This window comes from Mycobacterium lehmannii (genome assembly GCF_002245535.1).
GTDB lineage: Bacteria > Actinomycetota > Actinomycetes > Mycobacteriales > Mycobacteriaceae > Mycobacterium > Mycobacterium lehmannii.
In genome coordinates this window covers 1-17,874 of sequence record NZ_NKCN01000005.1, presented here as the reverse complement: position 1 = coordinate 17,874, position 17,874 = coordinate 1, and the positions used below count along the sequence as shown (strand labels likewise).

At 67.7% G+C, this 17,874-nt stretch carries 19 protein-coding genes; 8 read left to right on the top strand and 11 right to left on the bottom strand.

Features of this window, described 5'->3' with window-relative positions; all coding sequences use genetic code 11:
- Positions 1 to 4 precede the first annotated feature (4 nt).
- A complete protein-coding gene (gene uvrC / locus CEX87_RS07775; RefSeq protein ID WP_064419847.1) occupies positions 5 to 1,999 on the bottom strand; it encodes an excinuclease ABC subunit UvrC in 1,995 nt (664 codons plus the stop codon).
- A gap of 53 nt (positions 2,000 to 2,052) precedes the next feature.
- Here uvrC and CEX87_RS07770 point away from each other — a divergent pair, with 53 nt between their 5' ends.
- Both CEX87_RS07770 and CEX87_RS07765 read left to right on the top strand, forming a co-directional pair.
- The gene (locus CEX87_RS07770; protein WP_198957177.1) at positions 2,053 to 4,014 is read left to right on the top strand and encodes a gamma-glutamyltransferase family protein; all 1,962 of its coding nucleotides are present in this window, start codon (positions 2,053 to 2,055) and stop codon (positions 4,012 to 4,014) included.
- Positions 4,011 to 4,478, top strand: coding sequence for a GNAT family N-acetyltransferase (locus CEX87_RS07765; RefSeq protein WP_094286612.1), 468 nt, complete (start codon positions 4,011 to 4,013; stop codon positions 4,476 to 4,478). Before CEX87_RS07770 ends, CEX87_RS07765 begins: the two co-directional genes overlap by 4 nt.
- Here the strand turns inward: CEX87_RS07765 and CEX87_RS07760 are convergent.
- The 3 genes from CEX87_RS07760 to CEX87_RS07750 are packed head-to-tail and all read right to left on the bottom strand — an operon-like array spanning position 4,465 to position 6,706.
- Complete coding sequence (locus CEX87_RS07760) at positions 4,465 to 4,914, bottom strand: PH domain-containing protein (RefSeq protein ID WP_064419849.1); 450 nt, start codon at positions 4,912 to 4,914, stop codon at positions 4,465 to 4,467. The two genes, CEX87_RS07765 and CEX87_RS07760, sit on opposite strands and share 14 nt — an antisense overlap.
- Positions 4,911 to 5,390 carry a 6,7-dimethyl-8-ribityllumazine synthase gene (ribH, locus tag CEX87_RS07755; RefSeq protein ID WP_066809053.1) on the bottom strand — a complete coding sequence of 160 codons (480 nt, stop codon included), beginning with the start codon at positions 5,388 to 5,390 and terminating at the stop codon, positions 4,911 to 4,913. The genes CEX87_RS07760 and ribH overlap by 4 nt, the downstream gene beginning before the upstream one ends.
- Positions 5,387 to 6,706, bottom strand: coding sequence for a bifunctional 3,4-dihydroxy-2-butanone-4-phosphate synthase/GTP cyclohydrolase II (locus CEX87_RS07750; protein WP_064395633.1), 1,320 nt, complete (start codon positions 6,704 to 6,706; stop codon positions 5,387 to 5,389). Before CEX87_RS07750 ends, ribH begins: the two co-directional genes overlap by 4 nt.
- Positions 6,707 to 6,885: 179 nt before the next feature.
- Between CEX87_RS07750 and CEX87_RS07745 the strand changes: the two genes are divergently transcribed.
- Positions 6,886 to 7,212, top strand: coding sequence for a hypothetical protein (locus tag CEX87_RS07745; RefSeq protein ID WP_142301074.1), 327 nt, complete (start codon positions 6,886 to 6,888; stop codon positions 7,210 to 7,212).
- Between the two features lie 34 nt (positions 7,213 to 7,246).
- Here CEX87_RS07745 and CEX87_RS07740 read toward each other — a convergent pair whose 3' ends face one another.
- Entirely contained in the window at positions 7,247 to 7,846 is a 600-nt protein-coding gene (locus CEX87_RS07740; RefSeq protein WP_094286608.1) for a riboflavin synthase, read from the bottom strand.
- A gap of 103 nt (positions 7,847 to 7,949) precedes the next feature.
- On the opposite strand from CEX87_RS07740, the gene CEX87_RS07735 reads away from it, so the two are divergent.
- Together CEX87_RS07735 and CEX87_RS07730 are read left to right on the top strand one after the other, a co-directional pair.
- Positions 7,950 to 8,651, top strand: a complete 702-nt coding sequence (locus CEX87_RS07735; protein WP_064395461.1) for an LppX_LprAFG lipoprotein — start codon at positions 7,950 to 7,952, stop codon at positions 8,649 to 8,651.
- Entirely contained in the window at positions 8,651 to 10,243 is a 1,593-nt protein-coding gene (locus tag CEX87_RS07730) for an MFS transporter (protein WP_094286606.1), read from the top strand. The genes CEX87_RS07735 and CEX87_RS07730 overlap by 1 nt, the downstream gene beginning before the upstream one ends.
- Here the strand turns inward: CEX87_RS07730 and CEX87_RS27345 are convergent.
- Positions 10,240 to 10,410, bottom strand: coding sequence for a hypothetical protein (locus CEX87_RS27345; protein WP_164673994.1), 171 nt, complete (start codon positions 10,408 to 10,410; stop codon positions 10,240 to 10,242). The two genes, CEX87_RS07730 and CEX87_RS27345, sit on opposite strands and share 4 nt — an antisense overlap.
- Positions 10,411 to 10,584: 174 nt before the next feature.
- Between CEX87_RS27345 and CEX87_RS07725 the strand changes: the two genes are divergently transcribed.
- From CEX87_RS07725 to CEX87_RS07715, 3 genes are read left to right on the top strand one after another with little or no spacing between them, the layout of a single operon-like run.
- A complete protein-coding gene (locus tag CEX87_RS07725; RefSeq protein WP_198957176.1) occupies positions 10,585 to 11,139 on the top strand; it encodes a type 1 glutamine amidotransferase domain-containing protein in 555 nt (184 codons plus the stop codon).
- Positions 11,140 to 11,186: 47 nt separating this feature from the next.
- Entirely contained in the window at positions 11,187 to 12,236 is a 1,050-nt protein-coding gene (locus CEX87_RS07720; protein ID WP_094286604.1) for an ABC transporter permease, read from the top strand.
- A gap of 4 nt (positions 12,237 to 12,240) precedes the next feature.
- Positions 12,241 to 13,302: an ABC transporter ATP-binding protein gene (locus CEX87_RS07715; protein WP_094286602.1), complete on the top strand. Its 1,062-nt coding sequence runs from the start codon at positions 12,241 to 12,243 to the stop codon at positions 13,300 to 13,302.
- Here CEX87_RS07715 and ribD read toward each other — a convergent pair.
- The 5 genes from ribD to CEX87_RS07690 are packed head-to-tail and all read right to left on the bottom strand — an operon-like array spanning position 13,289 to position 17,858.
- Complete coding sequence (gene ribD / locus CEX87_RS07710) at positions 13,289 to 14,290, bottom strand: bifunctional diaminohydroxyphosphoribosylaminopyrimidine deaminase/5-amino-6-(5-phosphoribosylamino)uracil reductase RibD (protein WP_064419855.1); 1,002 nt, start codon at positions 14,288 to 14,290, stop codon at positions 13,289 to 13,291. The two genes, CEX87_RS07715 and ribD, sit on opposite strands and share 14 nt — an antisense overlap.
- Positions 14,287 to 14,964, bottom strand: a complete 678-nt coding sequence (gene rpe / locus CEX87_RS07705; protein ID WP_064395458.1) for a ribulose-phosphate 3-epimerase — start codon at positions 14,962 to 14,964, stop codon at positions 14,287 to 14,289. The genes ribD and rpe overlap by 4 nt, the downstream gene beginning before the upstream one ends.
- Before the next feature lie 4 nt (positions 14,965 to 14,968).
- Positions 14,969 to 16,339, bottom strand: a complete 1,371-nt coding sequence (locus CEX87_RS07700) for an RsmB/NOP family class I SAM-dependent RNA methyltransferase (RefSeq protein ID WP_165593284.1) — start codon at positions 16,337 to 16,339, stop codon at positions 14,969 to 14,971.
- A gap of 10 nt (positions 16,340 to 16,349) precedes the next feature.
- Complete coding sequence (fmt, locus tag CEX87_RS07695; RefSeq protein WP_064419856.1) at positions 16,350 to 17,279, bottom strand: methionyl-tRNA formyltransferase; 930 nt, start codon at positions 17,277 to 17,279, stop codon at positions 16,350 to 16,352.
- Between the two features lie 42 nt (positions 17,280 to 17,321).
- A complete protein-coding gene (locus CEX87_RS07690; RefSeq protein ID WP_064419857.1) occupies positions 17,322 to 17,858 on the bottom strand; it encodes a LemA family protein in 537 nt (178 codons plus the stop codon).
- Positions 17,859 to 17,874: the final 16 nt, after the last annotated feature.

Below are 17,874 nucleotides of genomic sequence, written 5' to 3'. Positions count from 1 at the left end.
TCCGTCATCCCGATACCTTGCTCTGATCATCGTCGACCGCCGACTCGGGCGCGTCGCTTTCGGGCGGTACGCCAAGCGCGTCGAGCACGGCACGGGCGGTGGCGACGCCGATGCCGGGTACCGCGGTGATCTCCTCGATCGACGCCTCCTTCAGTCGGGCCACCGATCCGAAGTGGGTGACCAGTGCTTTCCGGCGATGCTCACCGAGTCCTCGAACCGAGTCAAGCGCCGACGCGGTCATCCGCTTGGAACGCTTGCTGCGGTGATAGGCGATCGCGAACCGGTGCGCCTCGTCGCGTACACGCTGCAGCAGGTACAGCCCTTCACTGTTGCGCGGCATGATCAGCGGATCGGGCTCCGACGGAACCCACACCTCCTCCAGACGCTTGGCCAAGCCGATCACCGCGACGTCGGTGATACCCAGCTCGTCGAGCACCGCTTGTGCGGCGTTGACCTGTGGCGCACCGCCATCGACGACGAACAGGTTGGGTGGGTAGGCGAACCTGCGTGACTTTCCTTCCGGCGCAAGCTCTGTCGGATGCTGGGTGTCGTGCAGGTGACGGTAGAACCGGCGCCTTGTCACCTCGGCGATGGAGGCGACATCGTCGGCACGGCCGTCGCCCGCGGCCTCTCGGATTGCATAGTGCCGGTAATCGGACTTGCGCGGTAAGCCGTCCTCGAAGACCACCAGCGAGGCCACCACATCGGTGCCCTGCACGTGGCTGATGTCGACGCACTCGATGCGCAACGGCGCCTCGGCCAGCCCCAACGCGTCCTGAATACTCTGCAGCGCAGCGGTTCTCGCGGTGAAGTCACCGGCACGCCTGAGCTTGTGCTGGGCGAGCGCATCCTGCGCATTGCGGCGGACCGTCTCGGCGAGGGCGCGCTTGTCGCCCCGCTGCGGCACGCGCAACGACACCCGAGAGCCCCGCAACTGGCTGAGCCAAGCGGCCAATTCGTCGGAGTTGCTCGGCAGGCACGGAACCAGCACCTGACGCGGCACGGGATTGGTCGCCTCGTCCCCGCCGCTGTCACTGGCGCCGCCCAATTCGGCCTGATCGCCGTAGAACTGGGTCAGGAACTGCTCCACCAAACGTTCCTGGCTCGATTCTCCCGGCTCACCGGACTTTTCCACGATCCAACCGCGCTGGCCGCGCACGCGGCCCCCACGGACGTGGAAAACCTGCACGGCCGCTTCGAGTTCGTCGTCGGCGAATGCCACCACGTCGGCATCGGTGCCGTCGCCGAACACCACCGCCTGTTTCTCCAGCGCCCGTTTCAAAGCGCCGATGTCGTCGCGCAGGCGTGCGGCCCTCTCGAAATCCAGTTCCTCGGCGGCCTCGTTCATCTGGTGTTCGAGGTCGCGGACCAACCGATCGGTCTTACCGGCGAGGAAGTCGCAGAAATCGAGAACGATCTGGCGGTGCTCTTCGGCGCTCACCCGACCGATGCAGGGGGCCGAACACTTGTCGATATAGCCGAGCAGGCAGGGCCGATCGATTTGCCTGTGGCGCTTGAACACTCCGTTAGAGCATGTGCGCGCCGGAAACACCCGCGTCAGCAGGTCGAGGGTTTCGCGGATCGCCCACGCATGCGAATAGGGTCCGAAGTACCGGACGCCCTTGCGCCGGGCCCCGCGGTACACCATCAGCCGCGGATACTCCTCGTTGAGTGTGACCGCGAGCACCGGGTACGACTTGTCGTCTCGATACCTGATGTTGAACCGCGGATCGAACTCCTTGATCCAGTTGTATTCGAGCTGCAGCGCCTCGACTTCGGTGTTGACCACCGTCCACTCGACGCTGCCCGCAGCCATCACCATCTGACGTGTGCGTGGCGCCAGGCTCGCGACGTCGGCGAAGTAGGAGTTCAGTCGGCTGCGCAGGCTCTTCGCCTTGCCGACGTAGATCACCCTGCCGTGTGGGTCGCGGAATCGGTAGACGCCCGGTTCGACGGGAATCGACCCTGGGGCGGGTCGGTACGTCGAAGGATCAGGCACGCAATCCAGGTTACTGCCGCGTTCCGACCGGCCCGATCCACTACCGTCGGGTGATGCGGATCTCCTCGCTGACCAAGGTGATGGCCCCGCTGACCGGGTTGGTGCTGGTGCTCGCCGGCTGCTCGAGCGACGACAGCAGCACCGAGTCTGAGGCCGCCGGACCGTGCGCGATCGTCGAGAACGGCACCCCGGTGGTCAAGACCACCGCCGGACCCTCTCCCGGGCCGCCGACGTCCCGCGACATCTCCACCAATCCCGAGGTGGCCACGGGTTACCGCACCGACATGACGCCGGTGCGAACCAGCAGCTTCTCGGTGGTCACCGCTAATCCGCTGGCCACGCAGGCCGCGTGCGAGGTGCTCCGCGACGGCGGCACCGCGGCGGACGCACTCGTCACCGCGCAGGCCGTGCTCGGCCTCGTCGAGCCGCAGGCGTCGGGCCTCGGCGGCGGCGGCTTCCTGCTCTATTTCGATGCGGCCGCCGGTGAGGTCCAGGCCTACGACGGCCGCGAAACCGCGCCCGCTGCGGCCACGGAGAACTATCTGCGCTGGGTTTCCGAAACCGACCGGACGGAGCCCAAACCGGACGCCAGGGCCTCGGGGCGTTCGATCGGTGTGCCCGGCATCGTGCGGATGCTCACCGAGGTGCACGCCGATCACGGCAAGACGGGCTGGCGCGACCTGTTCGCTCCCGCAGTCCGGATGGCCGACGACGGCTTCGACATCAGCCCGAGGCTGGCCGCGGCCATCGATGACGCGGCCCCCGAGCTCAAGCTCGACCGCCAAGCGGCCGAATACTTCCTCAACGGCGACGGCAGCCCCAAGACGGAGGGCACCCGGCTGACCAACCCGGCGTACTCGAAGACGTTGGGCGTCATCGCCACCGACCCTCAGGCGTTCTACACCGGCGCCATCGCCCGCGACATCGTCGCCGCAGCGGCCGACGCCTCCGGGGGCCGGACGCCGAGCCTGATGACCGTCGAAGACCTCGCCAACTACTCGGTCAAGGAACGCGAACCGCTGTGCAGGCCGTACCGCGGACGGGAGATCTGCGGGATGCCACCGCCGTCGTCAGGCGGCATCGCCGTGCTGGCGACTCTCGGCATTCTCGAACACTTCCCGATGGCCGATCACAAGCCCAGCGACGTCGACCTCAACGGCGGCCGACCGTCGGTCATGGGCGTACACCTGATATCCGAGGCGGAACGACTGGCGTACGCCGACCGCGACAAGTACGTCGCCGACACCGATTTCGTGCCGCTGCCGGGCGGCTCACCCGACACGCTGCTCGGCAGTGACTACCTCGCCGGTCGGGCCGCGCTGATCTCCGAGCAGCACAGCATGGGCACCGCGAAACCCGGTGAGTTCGGACCGCCGACCAGCCCCGGACCGCCCGTCCCCGAGCACGGCACCAGCCAGGTCAGCATCGTCGACTCGCAGGGCAACGCCGCGTCGTTGACCACCACGGTCGAGTCGGCGTTCGGCTCGTTCCACATGGTCGACGGGTTCCTCCTCAACAACCAGCTCACGGACTTCTCGGCCGAGCCGGCCGGCCCCGACGGGGCGCCCGTGGCGAACCGGGTCCAGCCCGGCAAGCGACCGCGCAGCACGATGGCGCCGACTCTGATCTTCGACCAGGCACAGGGCCGGGCCGGCGAGCGCGGACGCCTCTATGCGGTCCTGGGTTCGCCCGGCGGTGCGGTGATCATCCAGTTTGTGGCGAAAACCATTGTGGGAATGTTGGATTGGGGGCTCGACCCGCAGCAGGCGGTGTCGATGGTCGACTTCGGCGCGGCGAACACCCCGAAGACCAATGTCGGCGGTGAGCATCCGATCATCGACACCTCCGATAACGGCGGTCACGACCCGCTCGTGCAGGGGTTGCGGGCACTCGGCCATCAGGTGGATCTGGCCGACCAGTCGAGCGGCCTGTCGGCGATCACCCGAGACAGCACAGGCCTCATCGGCGGGGCGGATCCGCGCCGGGAAGGGTTGGTCATGGGCGACACCCGATGACCGAATGTGTGGCCCGGATCGGCGAAATCGACTGGCAGACATTCGCTGCCATCCGGTTGAGGGCGCTGGCCGACTCGCTGGGTGAGAATGATCCAAGCTACCGGGACGAGGCGGCCTTCACCGCAGCGCAGTGGCGGCGGCGGTTGCGCGACCATGCGCAGTTCGTCGCGCTCGACGGTGACCGTCCCGTCGGAATGATCGGGGCGCAGCAGGAGAACAACGAGACCGTGTATCTGTACTCGCTGTGGCTGGAACCCGCGGCACGGGGTCGGGGCCTGGCGCGGCAACTGGTCGCCGCGGCTCTCGACTGGGCGCGCACCAGCAACGTGCACACGGTCCGCTTACGGGTGGCGATCGACAACGCGGCCGCGCGTCAGGTGTACGAGAGCATCGGGTTCACCGTCGCCGACGACCAAACCACCTCCGAGCGCGACGAACTCGCGATGTCACTCAGCGTGAGTTGAGGCCCTTGTAACGTTCGAGGACGTCGCGGACGCGGTCCATCGCGTCGATGGCTCGTCCCTTGTCGACGGCCTGGATCGCCATGATCGGAATGTACTCGTCGTCGGGCAGGTCCACGCGCGCCCACCGCGCGCCCCTTGGGAAAGAGATGTCGACCACGTCGGACCACGGAATCGTCTTGTCGTTGACGAGGTTCCGCACGCTCACACCGGCTGCGCCGACTCGAAGCCGGGGCCGGGCGAACATCGAGACCACCCCGGCAATGACGACGCCGAGCAGCGCGATCGCCACCTGGTCGGCGGTCCGAAAGATCACCCCGGTCGAGCTGATCTTCAACAATGCGCCGACCGTCACATGCGCGGCGAGGATCAGCGCTGCGGCTCCGTAAGCGAAATACGGTGCCAGGTGCGGGCGTATCTCGACATCCCAGCCGGTCATGAGCGCGAATGAATGTCGCGCAACGTCAGCGCGGTCGACAACGCGGCCGCCGCCGCCTGCGCGCCTTTGTCCTCAGACGACGACGGGAGCCCGGCCCGGTCGAGGGCCTGCTGCTCGCTGTTGGTCGTCAGCACGCCGTTGGCAACCGGTGTCGACGCATCCAGCGACACCCGGGTCAGGCCCTGCGTCACCGCGTCACACACATAGTCGAAATGCGGTGTCTCCCCGCGGATCACCACGCCCAGCGCCACGACCGCGTCATGGTCGGCCGCCAGCGCCTGTGCCACAACGGGAATCTCAATGGCGCCCAGCACCCGCACCACCGTGGGATTGTCGATCCCCGCGCCGGCAGCCACTTTGAGTGCCCCGTCGAGCAGTGCGTCGCAGATGGTCTCGTGCCAGGTGCTCGCCACGACGGCTAGCTTGAGACCCGATCCGTCGATGTCTGGAAGATCGGGTACGCCTGTACCACTCACAGGGCTCCACCGAGATCGGTCGGCCGGCGGTCACCGAGCAGGTATACGCCCTCGTCGTAGTCGGCCATGGTGGTGGCCTCGTGATAGGCGTCCAGACCGCTCAGGTCGTGGCCCATCCGGTCCCGCTTGGTCATCAGGTAGCGGATGTTCTCCTTGTTCGCCCGCACCGGCAGCGGCACGCGTTCGATGATGTGCAGCCCGTAACCGTCGAGCCCGACCCGCTTGGCCGGGTTGTTGGTGAGCAGCCGCATCGATCGCACGCCCAGGTCGACGAGGATCTGCGCTCCGATGCCGTAGTCGCGGGCGTCGGCGGGCAGGCCGAGCTTGAGATTGGCGTCGACCGTGTCGTCACCGGCGTCTTGCAGTTGGTAGGCCTGCAACTTGTGCATCAGGCCGATACCGCGGCCTTCGTGGCCGCGCATGTACAGCACGATGCCGCGGCCTTCGCGGGCGACCATCGCCATGGCCGCGTCGAGTTGGGGTCCGCAGTCGCAGCGTCGAGAGCCGAACACGTCACCGGTGAGGCATTCGGAGTGCACCCGCACCAACACGTCGTGGCCGTCGCTGGTCGGGCCTGCGATATCACCCTTGACCAGCGCGACATGCTCGACGTCGTCGTAGATGCTGGTGTAGCCGACGGCGCGGAATTCGCCGTGGCGGGTTGGTATCCGGGCCTCGGCGATGCGCTCGATGTGCTTCTCGTGCTTGCGCCGCCACTCGATCAGGTCGGCGATCGAGATCAGCGCGAGGTCATGTTCGTCGGCGAAGATGCGCAGCTCGTCGGTCTGCGCCATCGAGCCTTCGTCCTTCTGGCTGACGATCTCGCAGATCGCGCCGGCCGGCTGCAACCCGGCGAGGCGGGCCAGGTCGACGGCGGCCTCGGTGTGGCCGGGGCGGCGCAGCACGCCTCCGTCCTTCGCCCGCAGTGGCACGACGTGGCCCGGCTTCGTGAAATCGTCTGCGATGCTTGACGGATCCGCGAGCAACCGCATCGTCGTTGCCCGGTCGGCAGCCGAGATACCCGTCCCCACACCGTTCTTCGCATCCACCGTGACGGTGTAGGCGGTGCCGTGCTTGTCCTGGTTCACCGCATACATCGGCAGCAGACCCAGCTTGTCGCAGATCGCGCCGTCCAGCGGAACGCAGAGGTAGCCCGAGGTGTAGCGAACCATGAACGCAACAAGCTCCGGCGTCGCCTTTTCGGCGGCGAAGATGAGATCGCCCTCGTTCTCGCGATCCTCATCGTCGATCACGACGACGGCCTTGCCCGCGGCGATATCTGCCACCGCGCGCTCAACAGTGTCAAGCCTCGTCACCACATCAGTATGAACCACCGGGGTTCAAAACTTATTGCCAGGCCGCTGAGCTGGGCATTTACTCCTGCTTTCGCCGTCGGCGGCGCTCTGTGGAACCTCTGTGTATTTTCGGGATTGCTCCTTGGCCGAGTCGCCGGATGTCTACGCTACGTTTCCTGGTCACGCTCAAAGGGACTCATATGAATGCGTCACGTTTCACCGCTGGAAGGCTGCTCTTCGCCGCGTGCGCTGTGGCCGCCTCCGGTGTGTTCCTTGCCGTCGCACCGTCGGCGGCCGCCCAGCCGAGCGACATTGCTCCTCCGGGACCCGGCCCCACCGCGTCCGACGTCATCCCGGCAGTGGGAGTGCTCGAAGGAATGTGGCAGCAGTACGTGCCCCGAAACGTGGCCCCGCCCGACCAGATGGGCGCGGTCGACCGGTTCTTCAACGATTTCGTTCCGACCGCGACTCAGGTCAGCGACTTCTTCACCATCATTCAGCAGTTCCGTGGGCCACTCGGCTACTAGACGTTGACCACCGCTGCTCCAAAGTGGCGGCGGCTCAATCGCTTTGGGGAGCGAGTAGCCGCTCGACATACTTGGCGATCACGTCCACCTCGAGATTGACCAGCGTACCGACCTCGGCGCGGCCGAGCGTCGTGAGATCGAGCGTCGTGGGAATCAGCGACACCTCGAACCAGTCGTGTCCGAGCCCGGACACCGTCAGCGAGACACCGTCGACGGTGATGGAGCCCTTCTCCACCACATACCGCGACAGCGCGGTCGGAAGTGCGATGCGCACCACGACCCAGCGTTCCGACGGGGTGCGCGCGATCACGTGGCCGGTGCCGTCGACGTGGCCCTGCACGATGTGCCCGCCGAGGCGGCTGTTCACCGCCGCCGCACGCTCGAGGTTGACCCGGCCGCCCAACGCGAGCCGGCCCAGGCTCGACCGGTTCAGCGTCTCCCCGATCACGTCGGTGGTGAACGTCGCATCCGGGCGCACCTCGACCACGGTGAGGCAGACGCCGTTCACCGCGATCGAGTCCCCGTGGCGGGCGTCCGATGTGACGAGGGGCCCGCGGATGGCGAGCCGCGCGAAATCGCCGAGATCCTCCTTGGCGACGACCTCGCCGACCTCTTCGACGATTCCGGTGAACACCTCGCCAGACTATCGATATCGCCGCCTCCTCCGGCGTGGACCTGTTCGCCCTGGCAGCGCCCGCGCGCCGAGTCGGTGCGCTCGGACCCTTTACGATGCACTCATGCCCACGCGCCTCCTGACGATCTTCGCCGCCCTCGTTGCCGTCATCGCCCTTCTGGCCGGTTGCTCCTCCACATCGGAGGAGTCCACGAAAGACCTCCCCGACGGCGCGACCCTGCTGCAGCAGTCCAGCGAAACGACCGAGAAGCAGACCAGCGTGCACCTGAAGCTGCAGGTGCAGGGCACGATCGAGAAGTTGCCGATCGAGCAGCTCGAGGCCGACCTCACCAACGCCCCCGCGGTCGCCGCGCAGGGCAAGGCCAACCTCATGTTCATGGGCCAGCGCCTCGAGGGTGTGGAGTTCGTGGTCGCCGACGGCAACCTGTATGCCGCGATGAGCGCAGGCAGCGGGTTCCAGGACTTCGGCCCGGCCGCTGAAATCTTCGACGCCTCGGCCGTGCTCAACCCCGAAACCGGCCTGGCCAACGCGTTGCGCAATTACGCCGACCCCAAGGCCGAGAGCCGCGAGACGATCAACGGAGTCGAGTCGGTCCGCGTCAACGGAAACGTCAGCGCCGACGCGGTGAACAAGATCGCGCCGCAGATCGAGGCCACCGGCCCGGTGCCCGGTTCGGCTTGGATCGAGGAGGGCGGCGATCACAAGCTCCAGCAGGTCAGCCTGCAGATCGACGCCGACACCAGCCTCACGATGACCCTGTCGGAATGGGGTAAGCCGGTGACGGTCACCAAGCCGGCGGCCTGATGGCGGTTCCAGCGCAGGCCACCAGCCACGAAGCGGCTCTGGCGGCGACGACGCCGAACCGCCGCCGGATCGCGATCAGCGCGGGCAGCCTCGCGGTACTGCTCGGTGCGCTCGACACCTATGTCGTGGTCGCGATCATCACCGACATCATCATCGATCTCGGCATCCCGATAAACCAGCTGCAGCGGGTGACCCCGATCATCACCTGCTACCTGCTCGGTTACATCGCCGCGATGCCGCTGCTGGGCCGCGCCTCGGACCGGTTCGGCCGCAAATTCATCCTTCAGGTGAGCCTGGCCGGCTTCGCGGTCGGGTCAGTCGTCACCGCGATGTCGAACGACCTGGTCCCCATGGTGATCGGTCGCACGATCCAGGGTGTCGCCAGCGGTGCGCTTTTGCCGGTCACGCTGGCGCTGGCCGCCGACCTGTGGGCCAGCCGCAACCGCGCCACGGTGCTCGGCGGGATCGGCGCCGCGCAGGAGTTGGGCAGTGTGCTGGGGCCGCTGTACGGCATCGCCGTGGTGGCGGTGCTGAACACCTGGCGCGACGTCTTCTGGATCAACCTGCCGTTGGCGGCCGTCGCCATGGTGCTGATTCACTTCAGCCTGCCCTCGCGCCTCAAACCCGAGAACCCTGAACGGGTGGACGTCGTCGGCGGAGTCCTGCTGGCCGCCGCGCTCGGCCTGGCGGTGATCGGGCTCTACAACCCGGCACCGGACGGCCGCAAGATCCTGCCCAGTTACGGGCTTCCGGTGCTTTTGGCCGCACTGGTGGCCGTCGTGGCCTTCTTCGTCTGGGAGAGGTACTCCCGCACACGCCTGATCGAACCCGCCGGCGTGCATTTCCGACCGTTCCTCGCTGCGCTGGGCGCGTCCCTGTGCGCGGGCGCGGCGCTGATGGTGACGCTGGTCAACGTGGAACTGTTCGGGCAGGGCGTGCTCGGCAAGAACCAGACCGACGCCGTCCTTCTACTGCTGCGCTTCCTGATTGCGCTACCCATCGGCGCCGTGATCGGCGGGTGGGTCGCGACCCGCATCGGTGACCGACTGGTGGCCTTCGTCGGCCTGATGATCGCCGGAGGCGGTTATTACCTGATCTCGATGTGGGGCACGGACGTGCTGAGCACCCACCACGACCTCGGGTTCATCACTCTGCCGGTGCTCGACACCGACTTGGCGATCGCCGGTCTCGGCCTTGGCTTGGTGATCGGGCCGTTGACGTCGGCGACGCTACGCGTGGTTCCCGCCGCCCAGCACGGCATCGCGTCGGCGGCTGTGGTGGTGGCCCGGATGATCGGCATGCTGATCGGCCTGGCCGCGCTAACCGCGTGGGGCCTCTACCGGCTCAACCAGCACCTACAGACGCTGCCGTTCCCGGCCGGGGCCGACACCCTCGCCGAACGACTGGCCGCCGAAGCGACCCGCTACCGCGAGGCCTACGTGCTGCAGTACGGCGACATCTTCCTCGTCACGGTCGTGGTCTGCGTCGTCGGCGCTCTTTTGGGCCTGCTCATCGGCGGCAAGCAGGAGCACGCCGACGAACCGGCGGAATTGGTCGGGGAAACGCCCGCCGATCGCGGCGACGGCGCCTAGCAGCGCTCGAGGCCGGGGCGCAGCAGCATCGGCTCGGCCGGCTTGACCGGTGCGGCCTCCTCTGCGACAGCCTGGTCGGGCTGAGCCCGGAAGGTGCCGCAGATCAACGCCTTGAGGGTCCGGGGGTGCATCGGGCGATAGCTGAGCCAGTCCTGCAGTGCAGTCATGGGTCGTCGTCCTTTGTTCGTGCTCACCAGCGCGCAAATCGTCGGTGAAAGCGCGATTGCGGCGGGCCGTACGCGGCCCACTCTGGTACGAGTGTACCGACGTGAACGTGCTGATTGACTCCTCGACGCGCGGGGTATGCGGGGCATCACACCTAACGTCAACGGAGAAAGCTCATGGCAAGTTCACTGAATGGCAAGAAGATTGCGTTCCTGGTTGCGACCGAAGGTGTCGAGCAGGTCGAGCTGACCGAGCCGTGGAAGGCCGTCGAGCAGGCCGGGGGCACCCCTGAACTGGTGTCGACGGAGGTCGGCAAGATCCAGGCGTTCAACCACCTGACCCCCGCCGACACGTTCGACGCCGAGAAGTCCGCCGATTCGGTGTCGGCGTCCGACTACGCGGCGTTGGTGCTGCCCGGCGGCGTGGCCAACCCGGACAACCTGCGCATGAACGCCGACGCGGTCGCGTTCACAAAGAGTTTCTTCGATGAGGGAAAACCGGTCGCGGTCATCTGCCACGGACCGTGGACCCTCGTCGAGGCGGACGTCGTGCGCGGACGCACCATGACGTCGTGGCCCAGCGTGAAGACCGACCTGGTCAATGCCGGAGCCAACTGGGTGGATGACGAGGTCGTCGAATGCTCGCGCGGGCCAAACACTTTGGTGTCCAGCCGCAAACCCGATGACCTGCCGGCCTTCTGCAACACGTTGGTCAGCGCTTTCGCGAAGTAGCCGAAACCCCACGCGCCGAGGACCACAGCCGGGGTAACGTCGCCGACATGCTCATCGCCGCGCTGCGCGACATGCAGTGGCGAAGGCGACGTTTCGCCATCGCGGTGTTGTCCACCGCGATCATTTTCGGGATGACGCTGGTGCTCACGGGTTTGGCCAACGGTTTCCAGACCGAGGCCGAAAGAACCGTCGACAGCCTCGGTGTCGACCAGTTCATCGTGAAGGCGGGCGCGTCGGGTCCGTTCGTGGGTGCCACACCGTTCGCGCCCGTGGAATTACGCCGTATCGCTGCCGCTCCCGGCGTAGACGCCGCCGCTCCCCTGGCCTATGCCGGCGGCACGGCCACTCTCGACGGGGCGACGCGCAACGTCGACATCTTCGGCGCGCCCGAACGCGGACCGGGTATGCCGGCCGTCATCGAAGGGCGCGCGCCCACGACCCCCGACGAAGTCGCGGTGTCCACCACATTGGGTCGTGGCGTCGGCGATGAGGTCGAGATCGCCTCGCAGACGCTGCGTATCGTCGGCCTGGTGGAGAACTCGACCGCATTGGCGAACCTGCCCAATGTGTTTCTCACCACAGAGGGCGCACAGCAGTTGGTGTACGGCGGTGAGCGACTGGTTGCCTCCATCGGCGTCCGCGGTTCCCTTGAGCAGGTGCCGAACGGCTATCGAGCGGTCGACCGCGCCGGAGCGATCGAGGATCTGCTGCGGCCGTTGAAGGTGGCCGTCAACTCCATCACCATCGTCGCGGTCCTGCTGTGGATCGTCGCCGCGCTGATCGTGGGTTCGGTCGTCTACCTGTCCGCGCTGGAACGGCTGCGGGACTTCGCCGTCTTCAAAGCGATTGGGGTGCCTACCCGTTCGGTGATGGCCGGACTCGCCCTGCAGGCGGTGATCGTGGCGCTGCTGGCCGCGTTGGTCGGCGCCGGGCTGTCGCTGTTGCTTGGACCGCTGTTCCCCATGCAGGTGATCGTGCCCACAGAGGCCTTCGTCGCGCTGCCGGTGGTCGCGGTGGTGATCGGCCTCATCGCCAGCGCGGCGGGGTTACGTCGTGCGGTGTCAGTCGATCCCGCCCTGGCGTTCGGGGGGCCGTGAGCCCATGGGCGATCTGTCGATCCAGAATCTCGTCGTCGAGTACACCAGCGGCGGGCACGCCGTGCGCCCGATCGACGGCTTGAACCTCGACGTCGCGGCCGGCTCGCTGGTGATCCTGATGGGCCCCAGCGGATGTGGGAAGACAACGCTGTTGTCGTGCCTCGGCGGGATCCTGCAACCCACTTCGGGTGCGATCAAATTCGGCGACGTCGAGGTGACCTCGCTCGACGCCAACGAGCTCGCGACATACCGTCGCGAGACGGTGGGATTCGTGTTCCAGGCCTTCAACCTGGTGCCCAGCCTGACCGCGGTCGAGAACGTGATGGTGCCGCTTCGCGCAAACGGCATGTCGCGCCGGGCTTCCCGGAAGCGGGCCGAACAGCTGCTGGCACGGGTGGGGCTGCAGGACCGTCTCGACCACCGGCCAGGTGACCTCAGCGGCGGACAGCAGCAGCGGGTGGCGGTGGCCCGGGCGATCGCGCTCGATCCCCCGCTGATTCTGGCCGACGAGCCCACGGCACATCTGGATTTCATCCAGGTCGAAGAGGTGCTGAAGCTGATCCGCGAGCTGGCGTCCGATAATCGGATGGTGGTCGTGGCGACACATGACAGCCGGATCCTGCCGCTGGCCGATCGGGTCGTCGAGATGGTGCCGAACTTCGCCTCCACCGACCGCCCACCGGAGACCGTAAAGCTGGAAGCCGGTCAGGTGCTGTTCGAGCAGGGCACCATGGGCGACCAGATCTACATCGTCGATGACGGCGAGATCGAAATCATGCGTGAACTGGCCGGCGGCGGTGAGGAATCGCTGAAGGTGGCGACCGAAGGCGACTACTTCGGCGAGATCGGGCCGCTGTTCCATCTGCCTCGGTCCGCGACGGCCAAGGCGCGCACCGAGGCGACCGTGGTGGGCTACACCGTGCAGGCTTTCCGAAAACGGTTGGGGATGACCGGAGTCCGCGACCTCATCGAGCACCGCCCGCTGAGCGGCGAATTAGACGGGAGCCCGCTGAGCGAGAAGGACGATAGCGCGCCGGACGCCGAGGACGCGGCTACCCCGGAATGAGGCTCAGCAGCACGTCGGGGCCGATGGGGTCGATCTGATCGAAGCGCCACCGCTGGGCGTGCGCGATGCTCAGCACACCGACATCGTCGACCGCGGTAATCGGGCCACCGAGAAGGATCGGTGCGACGTAGGCCAGGATCCGGTTGATGACGCCGGCGCGTAGGAATGCGCCTGCCAACGTCGGACCGCCTTCGAGCAGCACATCGGTGCGATCGGACAGCGCCTTGATCACTTCGTGGGGATCGCGGGTGCGGATCACCATGGTGCGTGAGTCGTCGTTGAGAACCCTTGCCTCTTGCGAGATCTCACGCTCTCCGACGACGACCCGCAGCGGTTGACGATCGGCGAGGGCGCCGTCGGGGAGTCGCGCCGTCAGTGCCGGATCGTCGACGAACACGGTGCCGGTTCCGACCACGATCGCATCGGCGACGGCGCGCCTGCGGTGCACATCCGCGCGGGCGGCTTCGCTGGTGATCCATTGGCTGCTGCCGTCGGCCGCCGCGCTGCGACCGTCAACGCTGGTCGCGAATTTCCATGTCACATGCGGCGACCCGGTGCGTTGTTTGTGCAGCCACTCGCGCAGCGGGCCGCCCGCCACCGCGTCGGAGAGCACACCCGCGGTCACGGCCACCCCCTCCTCGGCGAGCCGCGCTGCCCCACCCGCCGCGATCGGGTTCGGGTCGGCGACCGCATACGCGACCGCCGAAACACCGGCGGCGACAAGCGCATCCACGCAGGGCGGGGTGCGGCCGTAGTGATTGCACGGTTCGAGCGCCACGACGGCGGTGCCTCCGGCGGCGCGCTCACCCGCCCTACGCAAGGCGACCACCTCGGCGTGCGGCCCACCGGGAGGCTCCGTGGCCCCCACACCGGCGACCTCGCCGTCGCGGTCCAGAATGACCGCTCCGACCGGCGGATTGGGATAGGTCGTGCCCTTGACCTTCTCCGCCTGTTGGACCGCCAGCCGCATCGCGGCTTCGAGATTCATGCCCGCAGATGCTTGGAGGCGGCGGCGGCCTGCCTGCGCAACGACTCCACCGCCGCGGCGGGGTCCTCTGCGCTGTATACGGCCGAGCCCGCGACAAAGCAGTCCACCCCCGCCTCGGCCGCCTGCTCGATGGTGTCGGCGTTGATGCCGCCGTCGATCTCGACGACGATCGTCAACTCGCCCGCGTCTACGAGGCGCCGGGCCGTACCCACTTTCACCAGCACTTCCGGGATGAACTTCTGCCCGCCGAATCCCGGCTCCACCGACATGATCAGCAGCGTGTCGAACTCGGGCAGGATCTCCAGGTACGGCTCCAGCGGGGTGCCCGGCTTGACCGACAGCCCCGCCTTGGCGCCCGCGGCGCGGATGTCGCGGGCGACGCCGACCGGGTTGTCGGTGGCCTCGGCGTGGAACGTGACGTTGTAGGCGCCCGCTTCGGCGTAGGGCGGCGCCCACCGCTCGGGGTTCTCGATCATCAGGTGGCAGTCCATCGGGATGTCGGTCACCTTCAGCAGCGATTCGACGACGGGCTGACCGATGGTCAGGTTCGGCACGAAGTGGTTGTCCATCACGTCGACGTGCAGCCAGTCCGCACCGCGCACGGCCTCGGCTTCGTCGGCGAGCCTGGCGAAGTCGGCCGCCAGGATCGACGGCGCGATCAGGGGTCCTGCCATGGGCCTACCCTACTTTGAGCGCGGCGGCGAACATCGCATCGGTGCCGTGGCGGTGCGGCCACAACTGGACATAGGGCCCAGCTCCGAGATTGTCCGCGGGCGCGAACAGCGGCCGGGTGTCCAGCGCCGTCACGGGGTGTCGGCGCAGCGCGTCAGCGACGACGCCCACGGTCTCGGCCAGGTGCGGCGAACATGTGGCGTAGAGCACCACGCCGCCCGGCCGCGTCAGCCGGATCGCCGACGCCAAGAGTTCACGTTGCAGTTTCGCGAGCGGCGGCACATCCCCGGGCCTGCGCCGCCACCGTGCCTCGGGCCTGCGCCGCAGCGCACCGAGGCCCGTGCAGGGGGCGTCCACGAGCACCCGGTCGAAGCCGGGTTCCACGCCGGGCTCGCGACCGTCGACGCGAAGCACGTCGACGGGGAGGCCGCGGGTGTTCTGTTCGACGAGATCGGCGCGCGCGGGCGCGGGTTCCACCGCGGTGACCCGTGCGCCGTCGGGCGCCAACGCGGCCAGCATGGCCGTCTTCCCGCCGGGGCCCGAGCACAGATCCAGCCAGCGTCCGCCGTCGGCGCCGTCGATTCCGGCCAGGGTCAGCGCCTGCGCGACGAGTTGGCTGCCCTCGTCTTGCACCAGCGCATTGCCGTCGCGCACCGCCTGCAACCGGCCCGGGTCACCGCCGGTGAGGTACACCGCGTAGGGCGAATACCGGCCGACCGTGCCGTCGACCTGCGTGGCCAGTTCCTGCGCGGTCAACGCCCCTGGGCGCACGGCGAGGTGCACGGCGGGCCGAGCGTCGTCGGCGGCGAGCAGCGCATCGAGTTCACCGGCGTCGACGCCCAGCGCATCGGCGAACGATTGCGCGACCCACCGGGGGTGCGCATGCACGAACGCCGAATGACCGATGGGGTCGGTCGCCGCGTCGGGCGCCAGCTCCGCGACCCAGGACTGTTCGTCTCGCGAGGCGATGGTGCGCAACACGCCGTTGACGAAACCGGCACGGGCCGAATCGAACTCGATACCGGCCTGCTCCACGGTGGTGGACACCGCAGCGTGTTGCTCGACCCGCGTGCGCAGCAGCTGATAGGCGCCGAGGCGCAGGAGGTCCAGGAGAACGGGGTCTATCCTGTCGGTGGCGCGGCCCGCGGCGTGACTGATGACCGCGTCCAACAGTCCTTTGGTTCGGCAGGCGCCGTACGCGAGTTCGGTGGCGAAGGCCGCGTCACGGCCGCTGATGCCGCGTTCCCGCAACAACGCCGGCAGGGCGAGGTTGGCGTAGGCGTCCTTTTCCGAGACGGCGCGCAACACGTCAAACGCGACCCGGCGAGCCGGGTCCAGAGGCTTGCGCCGTTGCGGACGGTTGCTGCGCGGCTTGATCATTCGGCGGTCATTCGGCTCGTGCCGAATTATCGAGGCGGGCGCCGCGGGCCCAGTCGGCCGCGTCCATGAGCTTCTTGCCCGGTGGTTGAATCTGTCCGAGCAGCGCAGGCTGCGACGCGGTGCCGACGCGCACGCCGTCGCGGCTGACGCGGATCGCGCCGGGCGCCATGGCCTGCGAGTCCTCGTCGACGGTAACGGGACCGACTTTGACGCGGAGGTCGCCGATCATCGTCCAGGCACCAGGATTCGGTGTGACGGCGCGGATCCGCCGCTCGACGACATGGGCGGGCAGATCCCACCGCACGCGCGCCTCGTCGACGGTGATCTTGGGAGCGATCGTCACTCCCTCCGAGGGCTGCGGTACCGCCGTCAGCGTGCCGTCGGCAATTCCGTCGAGCGTGCGATCGAGCAGCTCCGCACCTGAAATCGACAGTCGCTCAAGGAGATCACCTGCCGTGTCCGTCGGTCGGATGGTTTCGGTGACGACACCGTAGACGGGACCGGAGTCGAGGGCGGGTTCGATGAGGAACGTGGTCGCGCCGGTCACGGTGTCCCCCGCCGCGATCGCCGCTTGCACCGGCGCGGCTCCGCGCCACGCCGGCAGCACCGAGAAGTGCAGGTTCACCCAGCCGTGTTCGGGCACGGCGAGCAGTCGCTCGCTGAGCAAAGCGCCGTAGGCGACCACCGCGCAGCATTCCGGCGCCAGTTCGGTCAGTTCGGCGATGAACTCGTCGGAGTTCGGCTTCGACGGCCGCAGCAGCGGGATGTCGTGCTCGAGCGCCAGCCTCGCGACCGGCGACGGTGAAGGCTTGCCGCGCCGACCCGATGCCGCATCGGGGCGGGTCAGCACCGCGACAACATCGTGACGTGGCGATTCGATCAGACGGCGCAGCGCAGGCAGGGCGGGTTCCGGGGTGCCGGCGAAGACGATGCGCACCGCGCCAGTCTAGAGACGGCGGCGGTGACGACGTCCGGGTGCTCAGCGCGGGGTCTGGTAGTACTCGCGTTCGGACACGCCGGTCATGGGTGCGACGAACATCCACGGGATCGTGGTGATCAACCGGTTCAGTGTGGCGACCGAGTCGTTGTAGTACTGGCGCGCGAACGCCAGTTTGTTCTCGCTGTCGGTGAGATTTTCCTGCAGGTTGAGAAAATTGTTCGACGAGTTCAGCTGCGGGTAGTCCTGGCCGAGCGCCAACAGCGGGGCCAGCGCGGTGTCGAGTTGCTTCTCGGCGGCGCTTCGTTGTGCCACCGATGTGCCGGTGGTGGCCGAGGTCAGGGCGGCGCGCGCGTTGGTGACGTGGTCGAGGATGCCCTTCTCGTGCGCGGCGAAGGTCTGCACGGTGTGCACGAGGCTCGGGATCAGCGACGCGCGACGCGTGAGCTCGACGTCGATTCCGCTCAGCGCCTCGGCGACGCGTACGTCGGCCGAGCGCAGTTTGTTGTAGCCGACGACGAAGACGATGAACGCCAGCACCGCCAGCACCAGTGCGATCGTCAGTAGCAGCGTCACCATGAGCCGCCTCCTCCCC